The organism is Deinococcus metallilatus (assembly GCF_004758605.1).
Taxonomy (GTDB): domain Bacteria; phylum Deinococcota; class Deinococci; order Deinococcales; family Deinococcaceae; genus Deinococcus; species Deinococcus metallilatus.
The window spans coordinates 1,150,111-1,168,148 of record NZ_CP038512.1; the positions used below are offsets into that span (position 1 = coordinate 1,150,111).

17 protein-coding genes are annotated in these 18,038 nt (G+C 69.5%); 7 read left to right on the forward strand and 10 right to left on the reverse strand.

The window, feature by feature from the left end; translation table 11 throughout:
* Positions 1-21: 21 nt before the first annotated feature.
* Together E5F05_RS11535 and ruvA are read left to right on the forward strand one after the other, a co-directional pair.
* Entirely contained in the window at positions 22-669 is a 648-nt protein-coding gene (locus E5F05_RS11535; RefSeq protein WP_129118777.1) for a DUF1003 domain-containing protein, read from the forward strand.
* Positions 670-842: 173 nt separating this feature from the next.
* Positions 843-1,442 (forward strand): Holliday junction branch migration protein RuvA, encoded by a 600-nt coding sequence (gene ruvA, locus E5F05_RS11540; RefSeq protein WP_129118778.1) that lies wholly within the window; start codon positions 843-845, stop codon positions 1,440-1,442.
* Here ruvA and E5F05_RS11545 read toward each other — a convergent pair.
* A complete protein-coding gene (locus E5F05_RS11545) occupies positions 1,439-3,220 on the reverse strand; it encodes a serine/threonine-protein kinase (RefSeq protein WP_129118779.1) in 1,782 nt (593 codons plus the stop codon). The two genes, ruvA and E5F05_RS11545, sit on opposite strands and share 4 nt — an antisense overlap.
* A 141-nt stretch (positions 3,221-3,361) precedes the next feature.
* Here E5F05_RS11545 and E5F05_RS11550 point away from each other — a divergent pair, with 141 nt between their 5' ends.
* The 3 genes from E5F05_RS11550 to ftsY are packed head-to-tail and all read left to right on the forward strand — an operon-like array spanning position 3,362 to position 6,682.
* Positions 3,362-5,407 carry a protein kinase domain-containing protein gene (locus E5F05_RS11550; RefSeq protein ID WP_241687141.1) on the forward strand — a complete coding sequence of 682 codons (2,046 nt, stop codon included), beginning with the start codon at positions 3,362-3,364 and terminating at the stop codon, positions 5,405-5,407.
* 2 nt (positions 5,408-5,409) lie between these two features.
* Positions 5,410-5,688, forward strand: a complete 279-nt coding sequence (locus E5F05_RS11555; RefSeq protein WP_129118780.1) for a glutaredoxin family protein — start codon at positions 5,410-5,412, stop codon at positions 5,686-5,688.
* A gap of 40 nt (positions 5,689-5,728) precedes the next feature.
* On the forward strand, positions 5,729-6,682 hold the full coding sequence (ftsY, locus tag E5F05_RS11560; protein ID WP_129118781.1) for a signal recognition particle-docking protein FtsY: 954 nt from the start codon (positions 5,729-5,731) through the stop codon (positions 6,680-6,682).
* Between the two features lie 351 nt (positions 6,683-7,033).
* Here ftsY and E5F05_RS11565 read toward each other — a convergent pair whose 3' ends face one another.
* The 7 genes from E5F05_RS11565 to E5F05_RS11595 form a co-directional block, all read right to left on the reverse strand.
* Positions 7,034-7,744, reverse strand: coding sequence for an ABC transporter ATP-binding protein (locus tag E5F05_RS11565; protein WP_129118782.1), 711 nt, complete (start codon positions 7,742-7,744; stop codon positions 7,034-7,036).
* On the reverse strand, positions 7,744-8,523 hold the full coding sequence (locus tag E5F05_RS11570) for an ABC transporter ATP-binding protein (protein ID WP_129118783.1): 780 nt from the start codon (positions 8,521-8,523) through the stop codon (positions 7,744-7,746). The genes E5F05_RS11565 and E5F05_RS11570 overlap by 1 nt, the downstream gene beginning before the upstream one ends.
* Positions 8,520-9,461 carry a branched-chain amino acid ABC transporter permease gene (locus tag E5F05_RS11575; RefSeq protein ID WP_129118784.1) on the reverse strand — a complete coding sequence of 314 codons (942 nt, stop codon included), beginning with the start codon at positions 9,459-9,461 and terminating at the stop codon, positions 8,520-8,522. The genes E5F05_RS11570 and E5F05_RS11575 overlap by 4 nt, the downstream gene beginning before the upstream one ends.
* A gap of 109 nt (positions 9,462-9,570) precedes the next feature.
* A complete protein-coding gene (locus E5F05_RS11580) occupies positions 9,571-10,218 on the reverse strand; it encodes a hypothetical protein (protein WP_129118785.1) in 648 nt (215 codons plus the stop codon).
* An 81-nt stretch (positions 10,219-10,299) separates the two neighbouring features.
* Positions 10,300-11,274: a branched-chain amino acid ABC transporter permease gene (locus E5F05_RS11585; protein WP_129118786.1), complete on the reverse strand. Its 975-nt coding sequence runs from the start codon at positions 11,272-11,274 to the stop codon at positions 10,300-10,302.
* An 85-nt stretch (positions 11,275-11,359) separates the two neighbouring features.
* Entirely contained in the window at positions 11,360-12,517 is a 1,158-nt protein-coding gene (locus tag E5F05_RS11590) for an ABC transporter substrate-binding protein (RefSeq protein ID WP_129118787.1), read from the reverse strand.
* Between the two features lie 207 nt (positions 12,518-12,724).
* Positions 12,725-13,864: an acyl-CoA dehydrogenase family protein gene (locus E5F05_RS11595; RefSeq protein ID WP_129118788.1), complete on the reverse strand. Its 1,140-nt coding sequence runs from the start codon at positions 13,862-13,864 to the stop codon at positions 12,725-12,727.
* Positions 13,865-14,027: 163 nt separating this feature from the next.
* Between E5F05_RS11595 and E5F05_RS11600 the strand changes: the two genes are divergently transcribed.
* Positions 14,028-14,687 carry a GNAT family N-acetyltransferase gene (locus E5F05_RS11600; protein ID WP_129118789.1) on the forward strand — a complete coding sequence of 220 codons (660 nt, stop codon included), beginning with the start codon at positions 14,028-14,030 and terminating at the stop codon, positions 14,685-14,687.
* A gap of 6 nt (positions 14,688-14,693) precedes the next feature.
* Here the strand turns inward: E5F05_RS11600 and E5F05_RS11605 are convergent, their stop codons facing one another.
* Positions 14,694-15,758, reverse strand: a complete 1,065-nt coding sequence (locus E5F05_RS11605) for a lipid II:glycine glycyltransferase FemX (RefSeq protein ID WP_129118790.1) — start codon at positions 15,756-15,758, stop codon at positions 14,694-14,696.
* A gap of 203 nt (positions 15,759-15,961) precedes the next feature.
* Here E5F05_RS11605 and E5F05_RS11610 point away from each other — a divergent pair, with 203 nt between their 5' ends.
* Positions 15,962-17,011, forward strand: coding sequence for a peptidylprolyl isomerase (locus E5F05_RS11610; RefSeq protein ID WP_129118791.1), 1,050 nt, complete (start codon positions 15,962-15,964; stop codon positions 17,009-17,011).
* Between the two features lie 228 nt (positions 17,012-17,239).
* Here E5F05_RS11610 and E5F05_RS11615 read toward each other — a convergent pair whose 3' ends face one another.
* On the reverse strand, positions 17,240-18,022 hold the full coding sequence (locus E5F05_RS11615) for a hypothetical protein (RefSeq protein WP_129118792.1): 783 nt from the start codon (positions 18,020-18,022) through the stop codon (positions 17,240-17,242).
* Between the last annotated feature and the right edge of the window lie 16 nt (positions 18,023-18,038).

Here is an 18,038-nt window from a genome sequence, read left to right on the forward strand (position 1 = left end):
CGAGAGCGGCAGCATACGGCCATGCGAAAGAGCCTTGCGCGCTGGCAACGTCTGAGGAAGCCGCGCCGTGAAGACGAGACGGTTCAGAACCTGATCGAGGAGAATATCGTCGTCAACGAGGTGTTGCAGGCGCGGGCCGAGGAAAGCCTGACCCGGCTGCACCGGCCCATCGAGCAGATCGGGGCGCTGGTAGGTCGCCCGGTCTTCGTGGCCTCGTTCCTGGCGCTGTGTGTCCTGTGGATGGCCGCGAACCTGGCCGTCAAGTGGGAGGGCCGCACGCCCTGGGACGAGCCGCCCTTTTACTGGATGCAGGGGGTGATCGGGCTGCTGGGTCTGCTGGTGGCAACCACCGTGCTGGTGGCGCAGGCCCGGCAGGGCCAGATCAACGAGCAGCGGGCGCAACTGGCCCTCCAGGTCGCCCTGCTGACCGAGCAGCGCAGCGCCAAGATCATCGAGCTGCTGGAGGAACTGCGGCGCGACCTGCCCAACGTCCACAACCGCGAGGACCTGGAGGCGGCGGTGATGATGCAGGCCAGCGACCCCGCCGCCATCGTCGATGCCCTCACCACCCTGGAGTCGGGGGGGGAAACGAGCCTGCCGCCAGGGAGCCGCGAGGCCCAGCGGGAGGAGGAGGCCTCCCCGGGGGAAACCTTGCCCCATTGGCCCTGAGCCGCTCCCATCCTCCTGCCTGCCGACCGGGAAGGTGGGCGTCGGCCCTCACCTTCAGGCTTTTGAAAAGACAAAAAAATGGGGACGGGGCGCGTCAGGGGGAGGGGACACACCCGGCGCGAAACGGGAGGCCCGCCCCTTCCCCCCGGGGCGTGGCCTCTAGAATCCGGGGCGTGATTGCCTACCTGAGTGGCGCCGTGCGCGAGGTGCGTGAGGCGAGCGCCGTGATTGTCGCCGGGGGCGTGGGGTATGAGGTTTTCTGCCCCGCCTCCACGCTGGGGCGGCTGGTCCCCGGCCAGCCCGCCGAACTCAATATCCGCCACGTGGTGCGCGAGGATGCCCAGCTTCTCTTCGGCTTCAGCGACGCGGACAACCTGCGCCTTTTCGACCTGCTGACCGGGGTGAGCGGCGTCGGCCCCAAGCTGGCGCTCAGCCTGCTCTCCGCGCTGCCCGTGAGCGCCTTGGCGCAGGGCCTCCTGACCGGCGACGTGAAGCTGCTGTCCAGCGTATCCGGCGTCGGCAAGAAGACCGCCGAGCGGCTGGTGCTCGAACTCCAGAACAAGGTGCCCGAACACCTCGCCGCGGCCTTGCCGGGCAGTGCGGGCCAGGCCGCCCCGGTCGCCAGCACGGCGGGCCGCGACGCCATCGAGGCGCTGCTGGCCCTGGGCTTCCGTGAGCCGCAGGTGCGCGGCGTGGTGGCCGAACTGCTGGCCGCCGATCCCGGCCAGAGTGCCGACGCGCTGATCCGCAAGGGCCTGGGCAAACTCCGCTAGCGCGCGGCCCCGTCCTCGTCGCCCGTCTCCCGCACCTCGGCGGCCGCGAGCCACGTTCCCTGCCGGATCAGCAGGACGCGCGCGCCCGGAACGGGCAGCACCAGCAGGTCCGGCATGGGGACGGGGGGCTGTCCGGGCAGGAGGACGCTGACCCCCGGATGCTCCGCGCGCAGCGTCAGGGTGTGGCCCGCGACCGTGAGTGTGACCGGCTCGTCCCCCAGGGTCACGCTCGCAAAGGTCCCGTCCCCCGGCAGCGTCAGGTGCGTGAGCGGCTGCGGGCTGGGCACCCGCTCGGACGTGAAGGCGGCAGCGTGCAGCACGTCATGCAGGGCGCGGGCACGCTGGGGCGGCAGGCCGAGCGCGTCGGCGCTGGCGCGCAGGGCGGCCTCCGCCTCCTGGGGCGTCAGGCGGGTGAGGCGGGCCACCAGCGCTCCCACCCCCTTGCGCGCGAAGGTGAGGAGCGTCTCGGGGGACGCCTGCCGGTACTTCTCGGCGCTCGCCGGGCCGAGAACGGCGGCGTCCACCCGCCCGCCTTGCAACATCTGGGCCGCCGCCCGCGCGAGGCGCAGGTTCGCGTGCTGCCCGCCGGGGTCGAGCAGCCGCGCCGCCGCGCGGGCGTGGGTGGCGAGCTGGCCGAGCTGTTCGGCGGGGGGCCCTTCCGGGTGCAGCAGCAGGTACGCGCCGCTCAGGGCCAGGCGCAGGGGGAAGGGCGCCGTGAGCAACGTCAGGACCCGCTCGGCGGGCGGCCGGTCCGGGCGCAGCAAGGCCACCTGACCCCCCACCTGCACCTGCCAGTTCGGCCCCACCGGGTGCCAGCGGAGGTCCAGGCCGCGCCAGCGGGCCGCCTGCCCACCCCCCAGGTGAATGACCAGTTCGGCCGCGCCGTCGTCCGGGGCAGGCAGCGTGGCCTCCGGGTGTGCGGCGTACAGGATGCTGCGGGCGGGCATCAGGCCGGAGACTGGCGCGGGCGCGTCCGCCAGCAGGGCTTCGAGCGTCTGCTGAAGCCGCTCGGCGGCCCCCCGGATGGCCGGGCGCTCGCGCGGGTCACGGGCCGGGGGGGAGGCCGCGCGCAGGGCCTCTCTCAGCGCCTCGCGCGCTTCCGGGGCCAGCGGCTCGCGGTCGGCGGCCTGGAGGCGCGCGGTCAGCACGTCCTCGTCCGCGTGGCGGGGGAAGGGGACTTCGTGCAGCGTGGCGAGCGCCCCGCGCAGGCGCTTGCGCCCCTCCGGGCGGAAGAGGCCGCTGGCCAGGGCGAGCATCAGGTCCCGCACCACGTCCGGGTCGCGCAGCGAGGCGAGGGGATCGTCGGCCGCGGGCACCGCCAGTTCCTCGGCCACGCCCCGCGCGTCCCGGTCGGCATTTTCCACCACCGCGTACAGCACCCGCAGGGACAGGCGCTCCGGTTCGGCCTGGAGGGTCTGCCCCAGGTGCAGCAGCCTGGCGCGCAGCACGGCGAACCACGCGAGCTGCCGCAGCTCCTCCCAGGCGCGGGCCTCGGGCGTGTCGCCAAGGACCGGGGCGGTCCAGCCTGGCGGGGTGGGCTGGGACGCGGGGGAGGGGGGGGCAGGGGGGCCGCTTTCCTCGCGGCCGCGCCGGAGGTGGGCCCGGTACTGCCGTTCGCTTTCGAGCAGGCGGCGTTGCAGGGCGGGGTCCAGGGGTGCGGCCAGCAGCACTTCCCACAGGTCCGTCAACGCCCGCCGTCCTCCCCGCGGCACGCGGCCCGCCAGCGTGTCCGCGACCCGGTACTCGTACAGCTCCACGAGTTCTGCCCAGTAGGTCACCGGGCCAGTATAGGTATAGGAAGTCTAGGAGCCCCCCGGGACTGTAAGCCTGCGGACAGGGGGGTCCGGTAGACTGGCAGAAATGTCTGTTCGCCCCGCCGTCTTCTGCCCGCTCCCCGCCACCGGGGGCAGGCCTTGAGCGTGCTGCTGAATGTGCTGCTGCTCGCCGCGCTGTTCGTGGTCGGTCTGCTGCTGTCGGTGCGGGCGAGCGAGCGCACGCTCAGCGGCCTGGTGACGGTCCTGTCCCTGACGCTCGCGGCGCTGCTCGCCGTGCTGGCCCTGCGGGAAGGCCACCTCAACCGGGCGCAGGGGGCACTGGTGGTGGTCGCGGTGCTGCTGGGCAGCGCGGCCCTGGCGCTGGGGAGCCAGCAGGCGGGGGGCCTGGGCGCCCTGCTGGGGCGGCGGGCCCGGCCCGTGCGCGTGCAGCGGACCGCCCCCCCCCGGCCGCCTGCCCCCCCGGCAACCGTGCCCGACCTGCACTTTCAGGAGTACGAGGTGCTCGACCGCATCGGCGTCGGCGGGATGGGCAGCGTGTACCGCGCGCGGCGCAAGCTGGACGGGCGGATCGTGGCCCTCAAGGTGCCGCAGGAGAAGTATCTGGCGGACTCGAAGTTCGTCAAACGCTTCTACCGCGAGGCGGAGGTGCTGCGGCGCTTCAGTCACCCCAACATCGTGCGGGTGTACGACTACCGGATGGAGGACCCCGAGCATTACATCGCGATGGAATTTCTCGACGGGGCGAGCCTGGAAGCCGTGCTGGAAGCCCGCCACCTGACCTTTGCCGAGAGCGCGCAGGTGCTCCGCGCCCTGGCCGACGCCCTGCGGCACATCCACATGCAGAACGTGGTCCACCGCGACATCAAGCCCGCGAACGTGATGATCCTGAAACAGGCTTTCGTGGACGGGCAACTGCGCGAGGGCGGCGTCAAGCTGATGGACTTCGGGATCGCGGTGGGGCGGGTGCTGACCCGGCTCACCATGACGGGCGCGCGGGTGGGCACCCCGATCTACATGGCCCCCGAGCAGGCCAAGGGCCAGCGGGTGGACGCCCGCAGTGACGTGTACTCGCTGGGCCTGCTCGCCTACGAGGTGGTGACCGGCCAGACCGCCTTCAAGGGCAGCTACGAGGCAGTCGTCCACCAGCAGGTGTTTGAGTCCCCCAAGCCGCCCAAGCAGGTGAACATCGAGGTGCCCGGCCGCCTCAGCGACCTGATCCTGCACATGATCGAAAAGGACCCGGCCGCCCGGCCTGGCCTCGACGAGGTGATCGCCCGGCTGGATGCCGGGGTCCTCACCGACGAGCTGTTCGCCGACCCGGTCGCGCTGGCCCTGAGCGTGGGCGAAAAGCGCGCGGCCCTGCGCCTGCTGGACCTCCAGGGCAAGCTGCGCCTGGGCCTGCGCGATCTCTCCTCCGCCGAGGGCGGTCTGCCCAGCCTGCCGAATGCCCTGGCAGGCGACGAGGAGGGCCACCTGTACCTGACGCTGCTGGACTTCCGGCAGGGCCGCCCGGGGCCCCTGGTCCGCAAGCTGGCCCCGGACGGGCGCGAGGTCACCGCCTTTGGCCGCTACGGTCTGGCCGAGGGCGAGCTGCTGCAACCGGTCGGGATCGCCGCCTCGCGGGGGCAGGTGTACGTCCTCGACGCCGAGGCGCATCACGTCGTGGTGTACGACGCCCAGGGCCGCTTTGTGAGGCGGTTCGGGGGACGCGGGGAGGGCCTGGGCCGCTTCGGGCAACCGCGCGCCATCGCGGCGGCCCCCGACGGACAGATCTACGTCCTCGACAGCGGCAACCGGGAGGTGCAGCGGTTCACGGCCCAGGGCGAGTACCTCAGCCGCTACGCCTTTCGCCTCGACCGCGGCAGCGAGGCCCTGCGCGATCTCGACGGCCTGGGCGTGGACCCCTCCGGGGCGGTGTACATCGTGGACAGCGTGGCCCGCAAGGTCCGCAAGATCGAGCCCGACGGCACCCCCGGCGTGGCCTTTGGCCTGGAGACGCTGGTGGGCGAACCCGAGGGTGCCCCCTGGCTCCTCCAGATCAGCGCCGAGGGTCAGCTCTACGCCGTCCGGCAGGGCGGGCAGGTGCTGCGGACCTACAGTGCCGCCGGGGACCTGCTCGCCTCGCGCGACATGTACGCGCCCGTGCAGGCCATGACCCTGCTGACACGCCCCCTCCCGGTGGAGGCCTAAGCGTGTCCAGTCTCCCCACCCTCACCCTCTACACCCGCGCGGGCTGCCACCTCTGCGAGCAGGCGGAGGTGGGGCTGCGGGCGCTGGACTACCGCTACGAGCCGGTGGACGTTGACCGCGACCCGGCCCTGAAGGCCCGCTACGGCGACGACGTGCCCGTGCTGGTGCTGGCCCAGGCGGATGGGCCGGGCCGCGTGCTGCTGAAGGGCGTCCTCAGCCGGGGCCGCCTGAGTGCCCTCAAACTGCAACTGCTGCGGGGGGCGCAGGCGAACCGGGATTAGCCTGACCGTCCCCCACCCCGCCGGGCGCTATGGTGGGGGCATGAGTTGGCTACAACGCCTGCGGGACGGCCTGAGCAAGACCCGCACGCAACTGAATGACACCGCCGGGAACCTGGGCACCGACGTGCGCGAGGCGTTCACCCGCCTGGACACCATTGAGGACCTCGAATACGCCCTGATCGCCGCCGACGTGGGCCGCGCCGCCACCGAGGAAATCCTGGAGGACGTGAAGGCCAGCGACCGCCGCAACCTTCAGGACGCCCTGATGGACGCCCTCACCCTCCAACTGGAACCCGATGCGCGCCGCGCGCAGTTCCGCAAGCTGGGCTTTACCCCCGATGCCCGGCGCGCGGTGGTGGACCCCCAGGGCCACGTCGTGATGGTTATCGGCGTGAACGGCGTCGGAAAAACGACCACCATCGCCAAGCTCGGCCAGTACTACATGGGCCGGGGCAAGACCGTGATGTTCGCCGCCGGGGACACCTTCCGTGCGGCGGCGGGCGCGCAACTGGGCGTGTGGGGCGAGCGCCTCGGCGTGCCCGTCGTGCAGGGGCCGGAGGGGGGCGACCCGGCCGCCGTCGCCTTCGACGCCGCGACGGCCCGCGCCGCCCGCGGCACCGACCTGCTGTTCGTGGACACCGCCGGGCGCCTCCACACCAAGCACAACCTGATGGAGGAGCTGAAAAAGGTCCGCCGCGTCGTGGACAAGGCCGACCCCGGCGAACCCGCCGAGGTGTGGCTGGTGCTGGACGCCGTGACCGGGCAGAATGGCCTCGCGCAGGCCAAGAAGTTCCACGAGGCCACGCCCCTGACCGGCGTGATCGTCACCAAGCTCGACGGCACGGCCAAGGGCGGCATCCTGGTGCCCATCGTCCGCGAACTCGGCGTGCCCATCAAGTTCATCGGCGTGGGCGAGCAGGCCGACGACCTGCAACCCTTCGACAGCCGCGAGTTCGTGCGGGCGCTGTTCGACGTGGAGATTCCCCGGAGCTAGGGGGCGGCGGGGAGCTGGGGGAGGTGGCCTATCAAGGAAGACACCATCCTTGGCAACAAAAAAGCTCCTCCCCCTTGAGGGGGGAGGCCGGGACTCGTAGAGCTGCGAAGCAGAGGGGGTGAGCGGGCCTGGCATAGAGAGGCCAATGGATGGCCGAATGCCTGGCCTGCTTGGAGGGCAGCCTGGCGGCCGCCACCCCCCTCCCCACCTCCCCCGCAAGGGGGGAGGAGAAAAAGAGTGGTGCCAGCGTGCTTGTTTTGCGTGTGTTAGCACTTGTCAAAACACGGCTCCCCTCACCCAAAAAGAGCGGGGCTGCCCCCTGTGGGAAACCACCCCTTTCTCTTGCCCCGCCTACCCCCCCAGATAGGCGTGCAGCACCCGCTCGTCGTTCACGAGCCGCGCGCTGTCGCCCTCCAGGGTCAGTTGTCCGGCCTCCAGCACGTAGGTCCGGTCGCTGCGCTGCATGGCGAGGCGGGCGTTCTGCTCCACGAGCAGGATGGTGGTGCCGCTCCGGTTCAGTTCCCCGATAATGTCGAAGATTTCCCGCACGATGATCGGCGCGAGGCCGAGCGAGGGTTCGTCCAGCAGCAGCAGCCGGGGGCGGCTCATCAGTGCGCGGGCGATGGCGAGCATCTGCTGTTCGCCGCCGGAGAGGGTGCCCGCGAGCTGGTTGCGCCGCTCACCCAGCCGGGGGAACCGCTCGTACATCCGGGCCATGTCCGCCCGCACCTCGACCGCGTCCCGGCGAGTGTAGGCGCCCAGTTCCAGGTTGTCCTGCACGCTCTGCCGCGCCAGCACCTGCCTTCCCTCCGGACTCTGCGCGATGCCCAGCCGCACCACCTCATCCGGCGTCGCCCGCGTGATGTCGCGCCCGGCGAAGAGGATGCGGCCCTCGCGCGGGCGAACCATGCGCGACACGGCCCGCAGGGTGGTCGTCTTGCCCGCCCCGTTCGCCCCGATCAGCGTGACGATCTCGCCTTCCTGCACGCTCAGCGTCAGGTTCCGCACCGCCTGAATCGCGCCGTAGTTCACGCTCAGGTTTTCGACTTCCAGCAGTGCCATCACTCGCCCCCCAGGTACGCCTCGATCACCTTCGGGTCGCGCTGCACGGTGGCCGGGTCGCCCACCGCGATCAATTGCCCGAAGTTCAGCACCGCCACCCGGTCACACAGGTTCATCACCAGCGGGACGTGGTGCTCGATCACCAGCACGGTCAGGTCGAAGCGGTCGTGAACCTCGCGGATAAAGGCCGTGAGCTGGCCCTTCTCGGCGGTGTTCATGCCCGCCGCCGGTTCGTCGAGCAGCAGCACGCGCGGCTCGGTGGCGAGGGCGCGGGCGATTTCCAGGCGCCGCTGGTCGCCGTAGCTGAAGTTGGCGGCCATCTCCCCGGCCCGGTCGGCCAGGCCCACCAGATCGAGCAGTGCCCAGGCGCGTTCCTCCACCCGCCGCTCCTCCTCGCGTGCGGTGCCGAAGACGCCCGCCCACAGCCCCGCGTGAGTGCGGACATGCTGCGCGATCTTCACGTTTTCCAGCGCCGAGAGCGCCCGGAACAGCCGGATGTTCTGGAAGGTGCGGCTCATGCCCAGCGCGGCGATGCGGTGCGGCGCGAGGCCCGTCACCTTCTGACCCCGGTAGGTCAGCGTTCCGCTGCTGGGCGGCGTGAGGCCCGTCATCAGGTTGAAGAGCGTCGTCTTGCCCGCTCCGTTCGGCCCGATCAGCCCGAAGATTTCGCCCTCGCGCACGTCGAACGACACGTCGTTCACGGCCACCAGGCCGCCGAAGCGCCGGGTCAGGCCGCGCGCCTCCAGCACCGTCCCTCGTTCGGTCAGCACGGCGGTCAAGAGGTACCTCCCTTCGCCTCCACCACGACGGGAACGGAAGGCGGACGGCGGGGCGGAGGTGGACGGCGCACGCCTTCCAACGCGCCCACGATGCCCTGCGGCAGGTACAGGCTCGCCACCACCAGCACCAGCCCGTTGATGACCAGCCGCCAGTCGGCCAGGAAACGCAGCAGCTCCGGCACGGCGGTCAGCAGCGCGCCGCCCACCACCGGCCCCCAGATGTTGCGCGAGCCGCCGATCAGCACGAAGGCCAGAATCGCAATCGAGGCATCGAAGGTGCCCTGCTTGGCGTTCCAGGTGTTCAGGAAGGGCGCGCTCATCGCCCCCACGATGCCCGCCAGCACTGCGCCGATCACAAAGGCCAGCACCTTGTAGCGCGTCGGCGGGACGCCCATCGCGTCGGCGGCCAGTTCGTCCTCGCGGATGGCGCGGAAGGCCCGCCCGACCCGCGAGCGCTCCACCTGCCGCGCGAACAGCAGCGTCAGGATCAGCAGCGGCCCGAACAGCCAGAGGTACTGCCAGCGGTCCTGAAAGCCGAACGCCTGCGGAATCCCAAAAATGCCGATGGCCCCGCCGGTGATCGAGAGGTTCAGGCTGACCACCCGCAGAATCTCCACGAAGGCAATCGTGGCGAGCGCGAGGTAGATGCCGCGCAGCCGCAGCGCGGGCACGCCCACGAGCACGCCCAGCACGCCGGACGCCAGCGCCGCCGCCACCCACGTCAGCGGGAACATGCCGTTGCCCAGCGCGTCCCGCAAGCTGCTGAAGGCCGGACTCGTCAGCATGATCGCCGCGACGTAGCCGCCGAGCGCGTAAAAACCGGGACTCGCCAGGCTGAGCTGCCCCGCCTGAAGCGGGAAATAGAGGCTGAGGCCCAGCAGCCCCGCCTGCACCATCGTGACGATCAGGAAGCCGTACTGTGCCAGAAACTCGCTCACGGCAGTCCCTTTTTACTCTGCTCCGCAGTCTTGCAAGTCCCCATGCCTGAAGCTGGAGGCATTTGGAGATCTGTGGAGAGGAGAGCGGCAAGAGGGAAGAGGCGCAGCATTACTTCACCCCTAGGTCAAGCTGCTGAACCCCCTGCCCGAACGTCGCCAGAACACGTAGCTTTGAACCGGCGGGCAGAACAGTGTCAAAGGGCGAAGCGGGTGTAAACCGATAGACGTTGCCCCCTCGCCACACGCAGCGGCCCCCGCTGCAACTGGCCTTCCAGTAGTTCGGCTCGCCCAAGCTTGCGCTGCTAGGCGTGAGGCGGGCTAGTTCCTTTCCGTCTGGCCCCAGCAGCACCAGAACGGCCCGCCATGTTCGGACATTTGCCAGTTCTGGCACGCTACCGTTGATGTACACGAGAACCGGTGAGGCAGCCAGCAGGTCTGCTGTACTGGGCATTGCCTCCAGGCGCGTAGTGCGGCCCGCGCAGATGTTGTACGCGCTGACGCCGACACCCTGAAGCTGCACATTCACGCCTCCGACACCGCCATCAAAGATGATGTCCGCCGTACCGCCGTCATTCACCTGCTGAACGCGGCGCGTGAGGGCGTTCAGAGAGGTGTCAGCGGCAGTTGTCTGCGCCTTCTTGCACAGGTCCTCGACTTTAGCTGGAGTAGGGTGGAACAGGTCGGCGGGAACCGTGGTGACGGGTGCAGCGAGCGCAGAAGGGAGCATGATGGTAGCCAGAGTAAGCAGCTTCTTCATAGAGCCTCCTCAAAGTGACAGGCGATGCCTTTGTAGCGCCCCTGCGACCGATCGAGTTTCCCATATCTTCTTCCGCTCACGTCACACCTTCTGAATCTGTGCGCGGCCCAGCAGCCCCTGCGGGCGCACGAGGAGAATCACGAACAGCAGCGCGAAGGCGACCGCGTCCTTGTACGCGCTGTACTGGGCGGGCACAAACGCTTCCGCCAGCCCGATCACCAGGCCGCCCACCACGGCGCCCGGAATGCTGCCCAGGCCACCCAGCACGATCACCGCCAGCCCCTTCAGCCCGTACGTCACGCCGAAGTAAGGCCCCGCCACGCCGAAGGCCGTCCCCACCAGCGTGCCCGCCAGCCCGCCCAGAAAGCCCGACAGGAAAAAGGTGATCAGGATGAAGCGGTCCACGCTGATGCCCAGCAGACTCGCCGTGCCGGGATTCTCCGCGACCGCTCGCAGCGCCTTGCCGATTTTGGTCCGCCCGATCACGTAGCCCAGAATTGCCAGCATCACCAGGCTGACCGCGAAGATGATGATCTGCACCGTCCGCACGATCACCACCCGGTCCCCGATGTGGAAACTCAGCGCGGGTTGCACCTGCCCGTAGGCGTCCGAGGGGAAATTGTAGATTTCGGCGCCGACGAGGAGCTGGATCAGGTTCACGACCACCAGTGCCACACCCAGACTGCTCACCAGTGCCAGCAGGGGATCGGCTCCCCTTGAACGCATGGGCCGGAAGGCGAGGCGCTCGATCAGCACGGCCACCAGCCCGGCGACCGCCGCCCCGATCAGGGTCGCCAGCGCGAACAACCAGGGATTCCCCGAGAAGGGCGAGCCGTTCGGAAACAGGTTGATCCCCTTCAGAATGCCGTTGTTCTCGAACTGCCCCACGACCAGGGTGTACGTGAAGTAAGCCCCCAGTGTGAACACGGCCCCATGCGCGAAGTTGATGATGCCCAGAATGGAAAAGACCAGCGTGTAGCCCAGCGCGAAAATGGCATAGACGCTCCCGATGGCGAGGCCGTTCAGGACGTTTTGCAGCAGTTGACTCAGCTCCATAGCTTTCTCTCCAAGAGCCTTCAGCTTTCAGCCGTCAGCTCTCAGCTTGGTTCTTGCTGATGGCTGACGGCTGAAAGCGGAGAGCTTACTTCAGGTACACGAACGAGCCGTTCTTGGCGTCCTGCATCTTGATCTGCGCCACGTAGAAGTCCTTCTGGAGCACCTCGCCTTCCTTGTCGAAGCGCACCTCGCCCAGCGGCGTGTTGTACTTCCCGGCCAGAATCTGCTTGTTCAGGGCCGTGCGCAGGTCGTCCAGGTTCCACTGGGACAGTTTCTTCTGGTGATCCAGCGCCCTCAGCGCGTCCGCGACCACCTGCACGCCCGCGTAGGCCTGGGCGGCGAACTGGGGCGGGTCCTTCTTGTACTGGGCGCGGTATTCCTTCACGAAGAGCTGGTTGGCGGCGCTGGGCTGCGCGGGGCTGTACGCCTGCGCGATGATCACGCCGTCACAGTACTGCTGGCAGACCGGGAAGATGTTGGAGGTGTTCAGGCCGTTGCCGCCCACGATCAGGCCCTTGTAGCCCAGTTGCCGGAGCTGCTTGACCAGGTTGCCGCCGTCCGCCGCGAGGCCGGAGATGATCACCAGGTCGGCCCCCGAGTTCAGCACCGCCGTCACCTGCGTCGTGAAGTCGGTGTCGGTCGTCTGGAACTTCTGCACGGTGGCGACGTTCAGCCCCTGCGCCTTGGCCGCGTCCTGAAAGGTGCCCGTCTCGCTGGTCGAGAAGGCGTCGTTCTGCGCGTACAGCACGGCCACCTTCTTGATCTTGGGGTCGATCTTCAGCGCCTGCTTGATCGCGTTGGGGGCCACCACCGCCACCGGGGCCGAGACGCGCGCGATGTAGTCCCCGATCTGCGGAATGCCCTTGGCCGTGTTGCTCGGCCCCACCACCGGCACCTTGGCCCGCTCGGCGATGGGGTCGGCGGCAAAGGCCTGCTGCGAGAGCGTGGGGCCGACGATCGCCACCACGTTCGCCTTAGTGATCAGGTTCTGGAAGGCGTTGATCGCGCTGTTCTCGTCGCCCGCCGCGTCCTGAAAGACCAGCTTGATGGGCGTGCCGTTGATGCCACCGTGCGCGTTGATGTGCTTCTCGGCCAGTTTGGCGCCGATCACCTGCTCCTGTCCCAGCAGCGCCGTGTTGCTCGTCTGCGCCAGCGCCACACCGATAGGCACGGGTACCTGCACCTTCTGCGCGTGAGCACTTGCCAGCAGCCCCAGCATCACCGTCAAAGCAACTCGTTTCATCCCTGTTCCTCCTGAAAAGGTGTGTCCAGCCTGAAGCCAGGCGGCGTGGTGAGCGGTAGTCAGTAAAGGGCTCAGGTAACGTTGTGGTTGGGCACACTATCTCGGGGGGGACGGGGGAAGTCAAGCCGGATGGTGGGGGCTGGCCTGGACAGGGAAAAGCGAAAGGGCCGCCACCCGCAGGCGCAGCCCTTTCCAGGAGAGGACAGTTTATCGCAGCAGGCTGCGGCTGATCACCACGCGCTGAATCTCGTTGGTGCCCTCGTAGATCTGGTTGAGTTTCACGTCGCGCAGCAGCTTCTCGACCGGGTACTCGCCCACGTAGCCGTAGCCGCCGTGAACCTGGATCGCCTCGTTCGCCGCGTCGAAGGCCATCTCCGAGCAGTAGGCCTTGGCAATCGCGCTCTCGACGCCGTGCGGGAGGCCCTGGTCCACCAGCCAGGCAGCCTTCCAGGTCACCAGGCGGCCCGTCTCGATGCCCATCGCCATGTTCGCCAGCTTGAACTGGATCGCCTGAAAGTCGGCAATCGGCTTGCCGAACGCCTCACGCTGCTTGGCGTACTTCAGGCTCTCCTCCAGCGCGCGCCGGGCCACCCCGACCGACCCCGCCGCCACCGGAACGCGGGTCTTGTCGAGCGTCTTCATGGCGATCTTGAAGCCGTCCCCCAGCCCGCCGAGCTGGTTTTCCTTCGGCACGCGGACATTCTCGAACACCAGTTCGGAAGTCAGGCTGGCCCGCTGGCCCATCTTGTGCTTGATCTTGTTCCACGAGAAGCCCGGCGCGTCCTTCGGCACCACCAGCGCCACCGTCGCCCGGTGCCCACCCTGGCGATCCGTGGTGGCAAAGACGACGGTGATGTCGGCCACGCCGCCGTTGCTGATCCACATCTTGGTGCCGTTGATCACCCACTCGTCGCCGTCCAGCACGGCGGTCGTGCCCATCGCGGCGGCGTCGGAGCCGTTGTTCGGCTCGCTGAGGGCGAAGGCCGCGAGGGAGGGTTTCTCGGTCAGCGGCGTCAGGAAACGTTTCTGCTGCTCCTCGGTCCCGCCCACCAGAATCGGCGTGATGCCGAGTTCGGAGGCCATCAGGACCGTGTAGATGCCCATGCAGCCGTAGGCGAGTTCTTCCCCGATGATGCACTCGTCGAGCATCCCCAGGCCCAGCCCGCCCGCGTGTTCGGGAATGGCGATGTTCAGCAGGCCGACCTCGAAGGCTTTTTCGACCACCTGCCAGGGCAATTCTTCCTTCTGGTCGTACTCGGCGGCAATCGGAATGATCTCCTTGCGCGTGAAGTCGCGCGCGAGTTGCTGGAGCTGCTTCTGCTCGTCGGTGAGGGTGAAATCGATCATGTCTGACTCCTGAAGGGGACGGGAACCGCGCCGGGCAGCGAGAAACCGTGCAGTAAGAAAGGGCCTCTGGACTCGGTTCAATTTAACATGTCCCCGCGGCGCCGCTCCCGTCACTGGACGTGGAACGCTCCTCCCCCCGGCCTCCGCGCACTACCCTGGCCCCATGCCCGCCGACGAGAGCCTCACGCTGCGCCCGGTCCGCCGCACTGACGCTGGCGCCCTGGCGCAGGTCGCCTACGCCACCGGCTTTTTCGGGGAGAGCGCCCGGCGGTTCTTCCCGTCCCGCGCGCTGTTCGCGGCGTTGTGGGTCACGCCGTATCTGACGCCGGGTGCAGGGGGCCTGGGCTTCGTGGCCGAGCGGGGCGGACAGGTCGTCGGGTACATCCTGGGGAGCGTGGATCAACGCCGCTACGCGCTGGCCCTCGCTGCCCAGGTGCCGGGCCTGCTGTGGCGCCTGCTGACGGGCCGCCTGCCAGGGGCGCTCGCCTCGCTGCGCTACCTGCTGCGGGCCGCAAGGTTCGGTCTGCCCGCCCCGCCCACCAGCCGTTATCCCGCCCACCTGCACCTCAACCTGCTGCCGGAAGCGCGCGGGCTGGGGGCCGGTGGAGCACTCCTCGACGCCTTCCTGGCCGAGTTGCGTTCCCGGCACGTGCCCGGTGTGCAGCTCTCCACCACCCGGCGCAACGTGGCCGCCGTCCACCTCTACGTCAGGCGGGGGTTCCGCGAGTGGGTGTCCCGCCGCACGTCGCTCTGGAAACCCTGGAGCGGGCAGGAGGAGGAGCATCTGATCATGGTGCTGGACCTGACGCGGGAGGCCCCGTGATGCCCGTTACAGCACGTCTTCCGCACTTCCCCGCTTCCGCAGGTTGTTCTGCGTCTTGCGCCAGCGCAGCGCCTTCACGATGGCGGGGGCGGCCACATTCAGGTTCAGGTCGTAGGCGGGATACCACACCCGCTCCTCTGAAAACTTCAGCTTCATCTTGAACACGCCGAAGGAATGCTTGTCCTCGTCCAGCCTGCGCGGGATGCCCCAGAAGTCGAAGAGGGTATAGCCGCGCCGCTTGGCGTCCAGCATCGCGTTCCAGTAGAAGGCGTCGGGGGCCTTCACGTCCTTGTAGGGCGTGCCGTCGGGCTGCGTGCGGTCGTCGCGGACGCTGCCGCCGAACAGGTAATACGTGCCGGTGCCCATCGCCAGGAAAAAGCCCCCGGCCAGCGCCTTCCCCTCATGCCGCGAGAGGACGATATACGCCTCGCCGCCGTGCGCGTTCCCCTCACGCAGCATCGTCTCGTAGTAGGCGCGGGGGAAGGCGCCCAGCTTGGCCCGCTCGTTCGTCGCGGTAAAAATCTCCCAGAACGCCTCGAAATCGTCGTCGCGCCCGGCCACCACGCCCATCTTCTGCGCGGTCCGCACGTTGCGGCGGGCCATCGAGTGCAGGCCCGCGAAAAGGTCATCCTCGGAGCGCGTCAGGTCCGCCAGGATGGTGTGTTCGGGTTGCTCGCTCTCGGCGCGGCGGAAGGGGCCGAACGTCTCGGGGACGGGCACGCTGTCGTCGGCGGGAATGGGGGAGGGCGGCTCGATTTTCAGGAGGGCGTCGCCGGGCCGCGCGATCTGCCGGGCGGCCTCCGCCACTGCCGGGAGCAGGTCGAGCGATTCCAGCGCGGGGCCGCGCGGGGCGTACAGGGTGGAAAAGCCCGGCACCAGCCGCTTGCGGAGCAGTTGCAGCGCCCCCACCGTCCGCCCCTGCTGCTGAATCAGGTACCGCACGGGCGTCTGCCCCAGCACGCGCCTCGCCTCGCCGTAGCCCCAGCCTTGCAGGGCACTGGTGATGGGAAGCGAACGCACCGCGTCGTCGTACACGCGGGGGTCGGTGGTTTCCACGAGGGTCAGGCGCATCGGGGCGGATTGTAGCAGGGGGAGGAGAGGATCACCGGAGAGCGGGGGAGGGGGTCCGCACGACCTTCCAGCCTGCCCCGACCTGAGCCATGAGCACGGACGATCTGCTCCTTCCTGCTTTGCCGCACGGGAAACCGGGCGCGGCTTTGTCGGCCCGCCCACAGCCCCCCACGGCGCTCCTCTCCGGGCAGTACAGTAGGAAGATGAAACAAAGCCTCCTGACCCTCGCGTTGCTGCTGGGCGGCGCGGCCCTCGCGCAGACTGCCCCGACCACCCCGCCGACGCCTGCGCCCACCGCCCCCGCCCAGACTCCCGCACCCACCACACCGGCGCCCACGGCAGCTCCGGCGGCCACTCCGGCCCCGGCTGCGGCGAACGCGCAGACGGTGGTGGCGCAGGTCGGGAACGAAACGTATACGCTCGCGGATTTCGACCGGGCCTTCCGCATCGCGGTCGCGCGGGTGCTGAACGCGCAGGGGGTGCCGTACACGCCCGACATGCTGGCCGAGTTCGTTGAGGCCCGGCCCGATTACCTGACCCAGTTCGCCCGGGACCGCGCCGTGTATCAGCTTGCCCGCCGCAACACCCAGGTCACGCCCGCCCAGATCGACGCGCAGGTGGCCGAGGCCCGCAAGGGCTTTGCCACCGATGCCGAGTTCGCCCAGGCCCTCCAGGCGACCGGCTACGAGAACGAGGCGGAGCTGCGGGCCGACCTCGAACGGCAGGCCGTGGTGCAGGCCTACCTCGACAGCATCAAGTCACGCCTGACCTTCGGGGACGCGGTGGTCGCCAGCTTCTACAACCTCAACCGCGCGGCCTTCAACCGGCCCGCCGAGGCCTGCGTGAAGCACATCCTGGTCAAGACGCAGGCCGAGGGCCAGGCGGTGCTGCGTGACTTGCAGGGCGGCGCGGACTTCGCCCAACTCGCCAAGACCAAAAGCCAGGACCCCGGCAGCGCCGCCGAGGGGGGCGACCTGGGCTGCGTCTCGTCCGGCGAGACGGTGGCGGCCTTTGACAAGGTGGCCTTCAGTGCCCCGCTGAACCAGCCGCAGCTCGTGCAGACCGAGTACGGCTGGCACGTGCTGGTCGTCACCAAGCGCACCCCGGCGGGCCTGGCCTCCCTCGCCGAGGTCGCGCCCCTGATCCGCGAACAGCTCGCCCGCGACGCCGCCCAGAAGTATCTGGACGCCCAGATCGCGCGCCTGAACATCCAGACGAACAAGGCAGCGGTGACGCCTCCGGCCAGCAAGTAACAAGCAGGTAACAAAGGCAGTGGGGAAGGGGCGGTCAGGGTTGGCCGCCTCTCTCCGTGGTGCTGGAGCAGTTGTCAGAAAGATGCGCGGCCTGCTCGAAAGCCCCTCACCCCCTCGCTGCGCGAGGCCCCTTTCCCCTTGGTAGAGGGGTCAGAAAAGCCCGCTCCCTGGGGAGACTGGGACAGCCGCTTGCGGGGGGGTGGGTGAGGGGTCTTTCTGTCGAATGCTCTACGCCTGCCCCACCCGCCGCATCCCCACGGTCAGCGTTGCCGCCGCCAGGGGGGCCAGCGAGCGGGTTTGCCGGGCCAGCAGACCTGCGCCCAGAGTCCCGACAGCGAGGAGCCGGGCCAGCCGCACGCGCTCGGCGGATACCGGGAGGGGTGCCCCGTCGCGGCGGCTTCGCACCGCTTCCGGCGGGGTCAAAGCTCCGGTCAGACCCAGCGCGGCGAGGGCCAGCAGGTCTGTCAGCACGCTGCGGCCCCGCCCGGCTTGCCCGCTGGGCCACAGGCCCGCCGCACTGGTGAGCCAGGGTGCCCAGCCGGGCGCCTGAAGGGTGTCTTCGGGAAGCGTCGAGAGGGCCAGGGCCGCACCCGGCACCAGCGCCGCCACCCGCTCGCCCAACCTTCCCGACAGTGCGGCCTGTCCGGCGAGGGCGGCCACGTCAGGCGGCGTCGGCGCATTCCCCACCGTTCCCGCCAGCGTCCGCAAGCCGCTCAGCACGCCGAGGCCCGCGAGCGGCTGGGGCACGCCACCGACCAGCGCCGCGAGGGCGGCCACCGGCAGCGCCCCGTTTGCCGTGTCGGGGTGATCGGGGTCGAGTTCGCGGGCCGTTGCCCACGCCAGGAAGCCCGCCGCCCCCACGTCCAGGGCCGCCTGCCAGGTTCGCCCGGACAGCCTGGCCGCCAGGACGCTTACCGCGGCACCCGCCACCGCGAACCGGTTGGAGGGGTACGAGAAGTCGATGGGCCGGGCCAGGGCCGAGGCCCGCAGGGGCGCGGGAAGGTCACTCATGCCTCACCGTACCCCC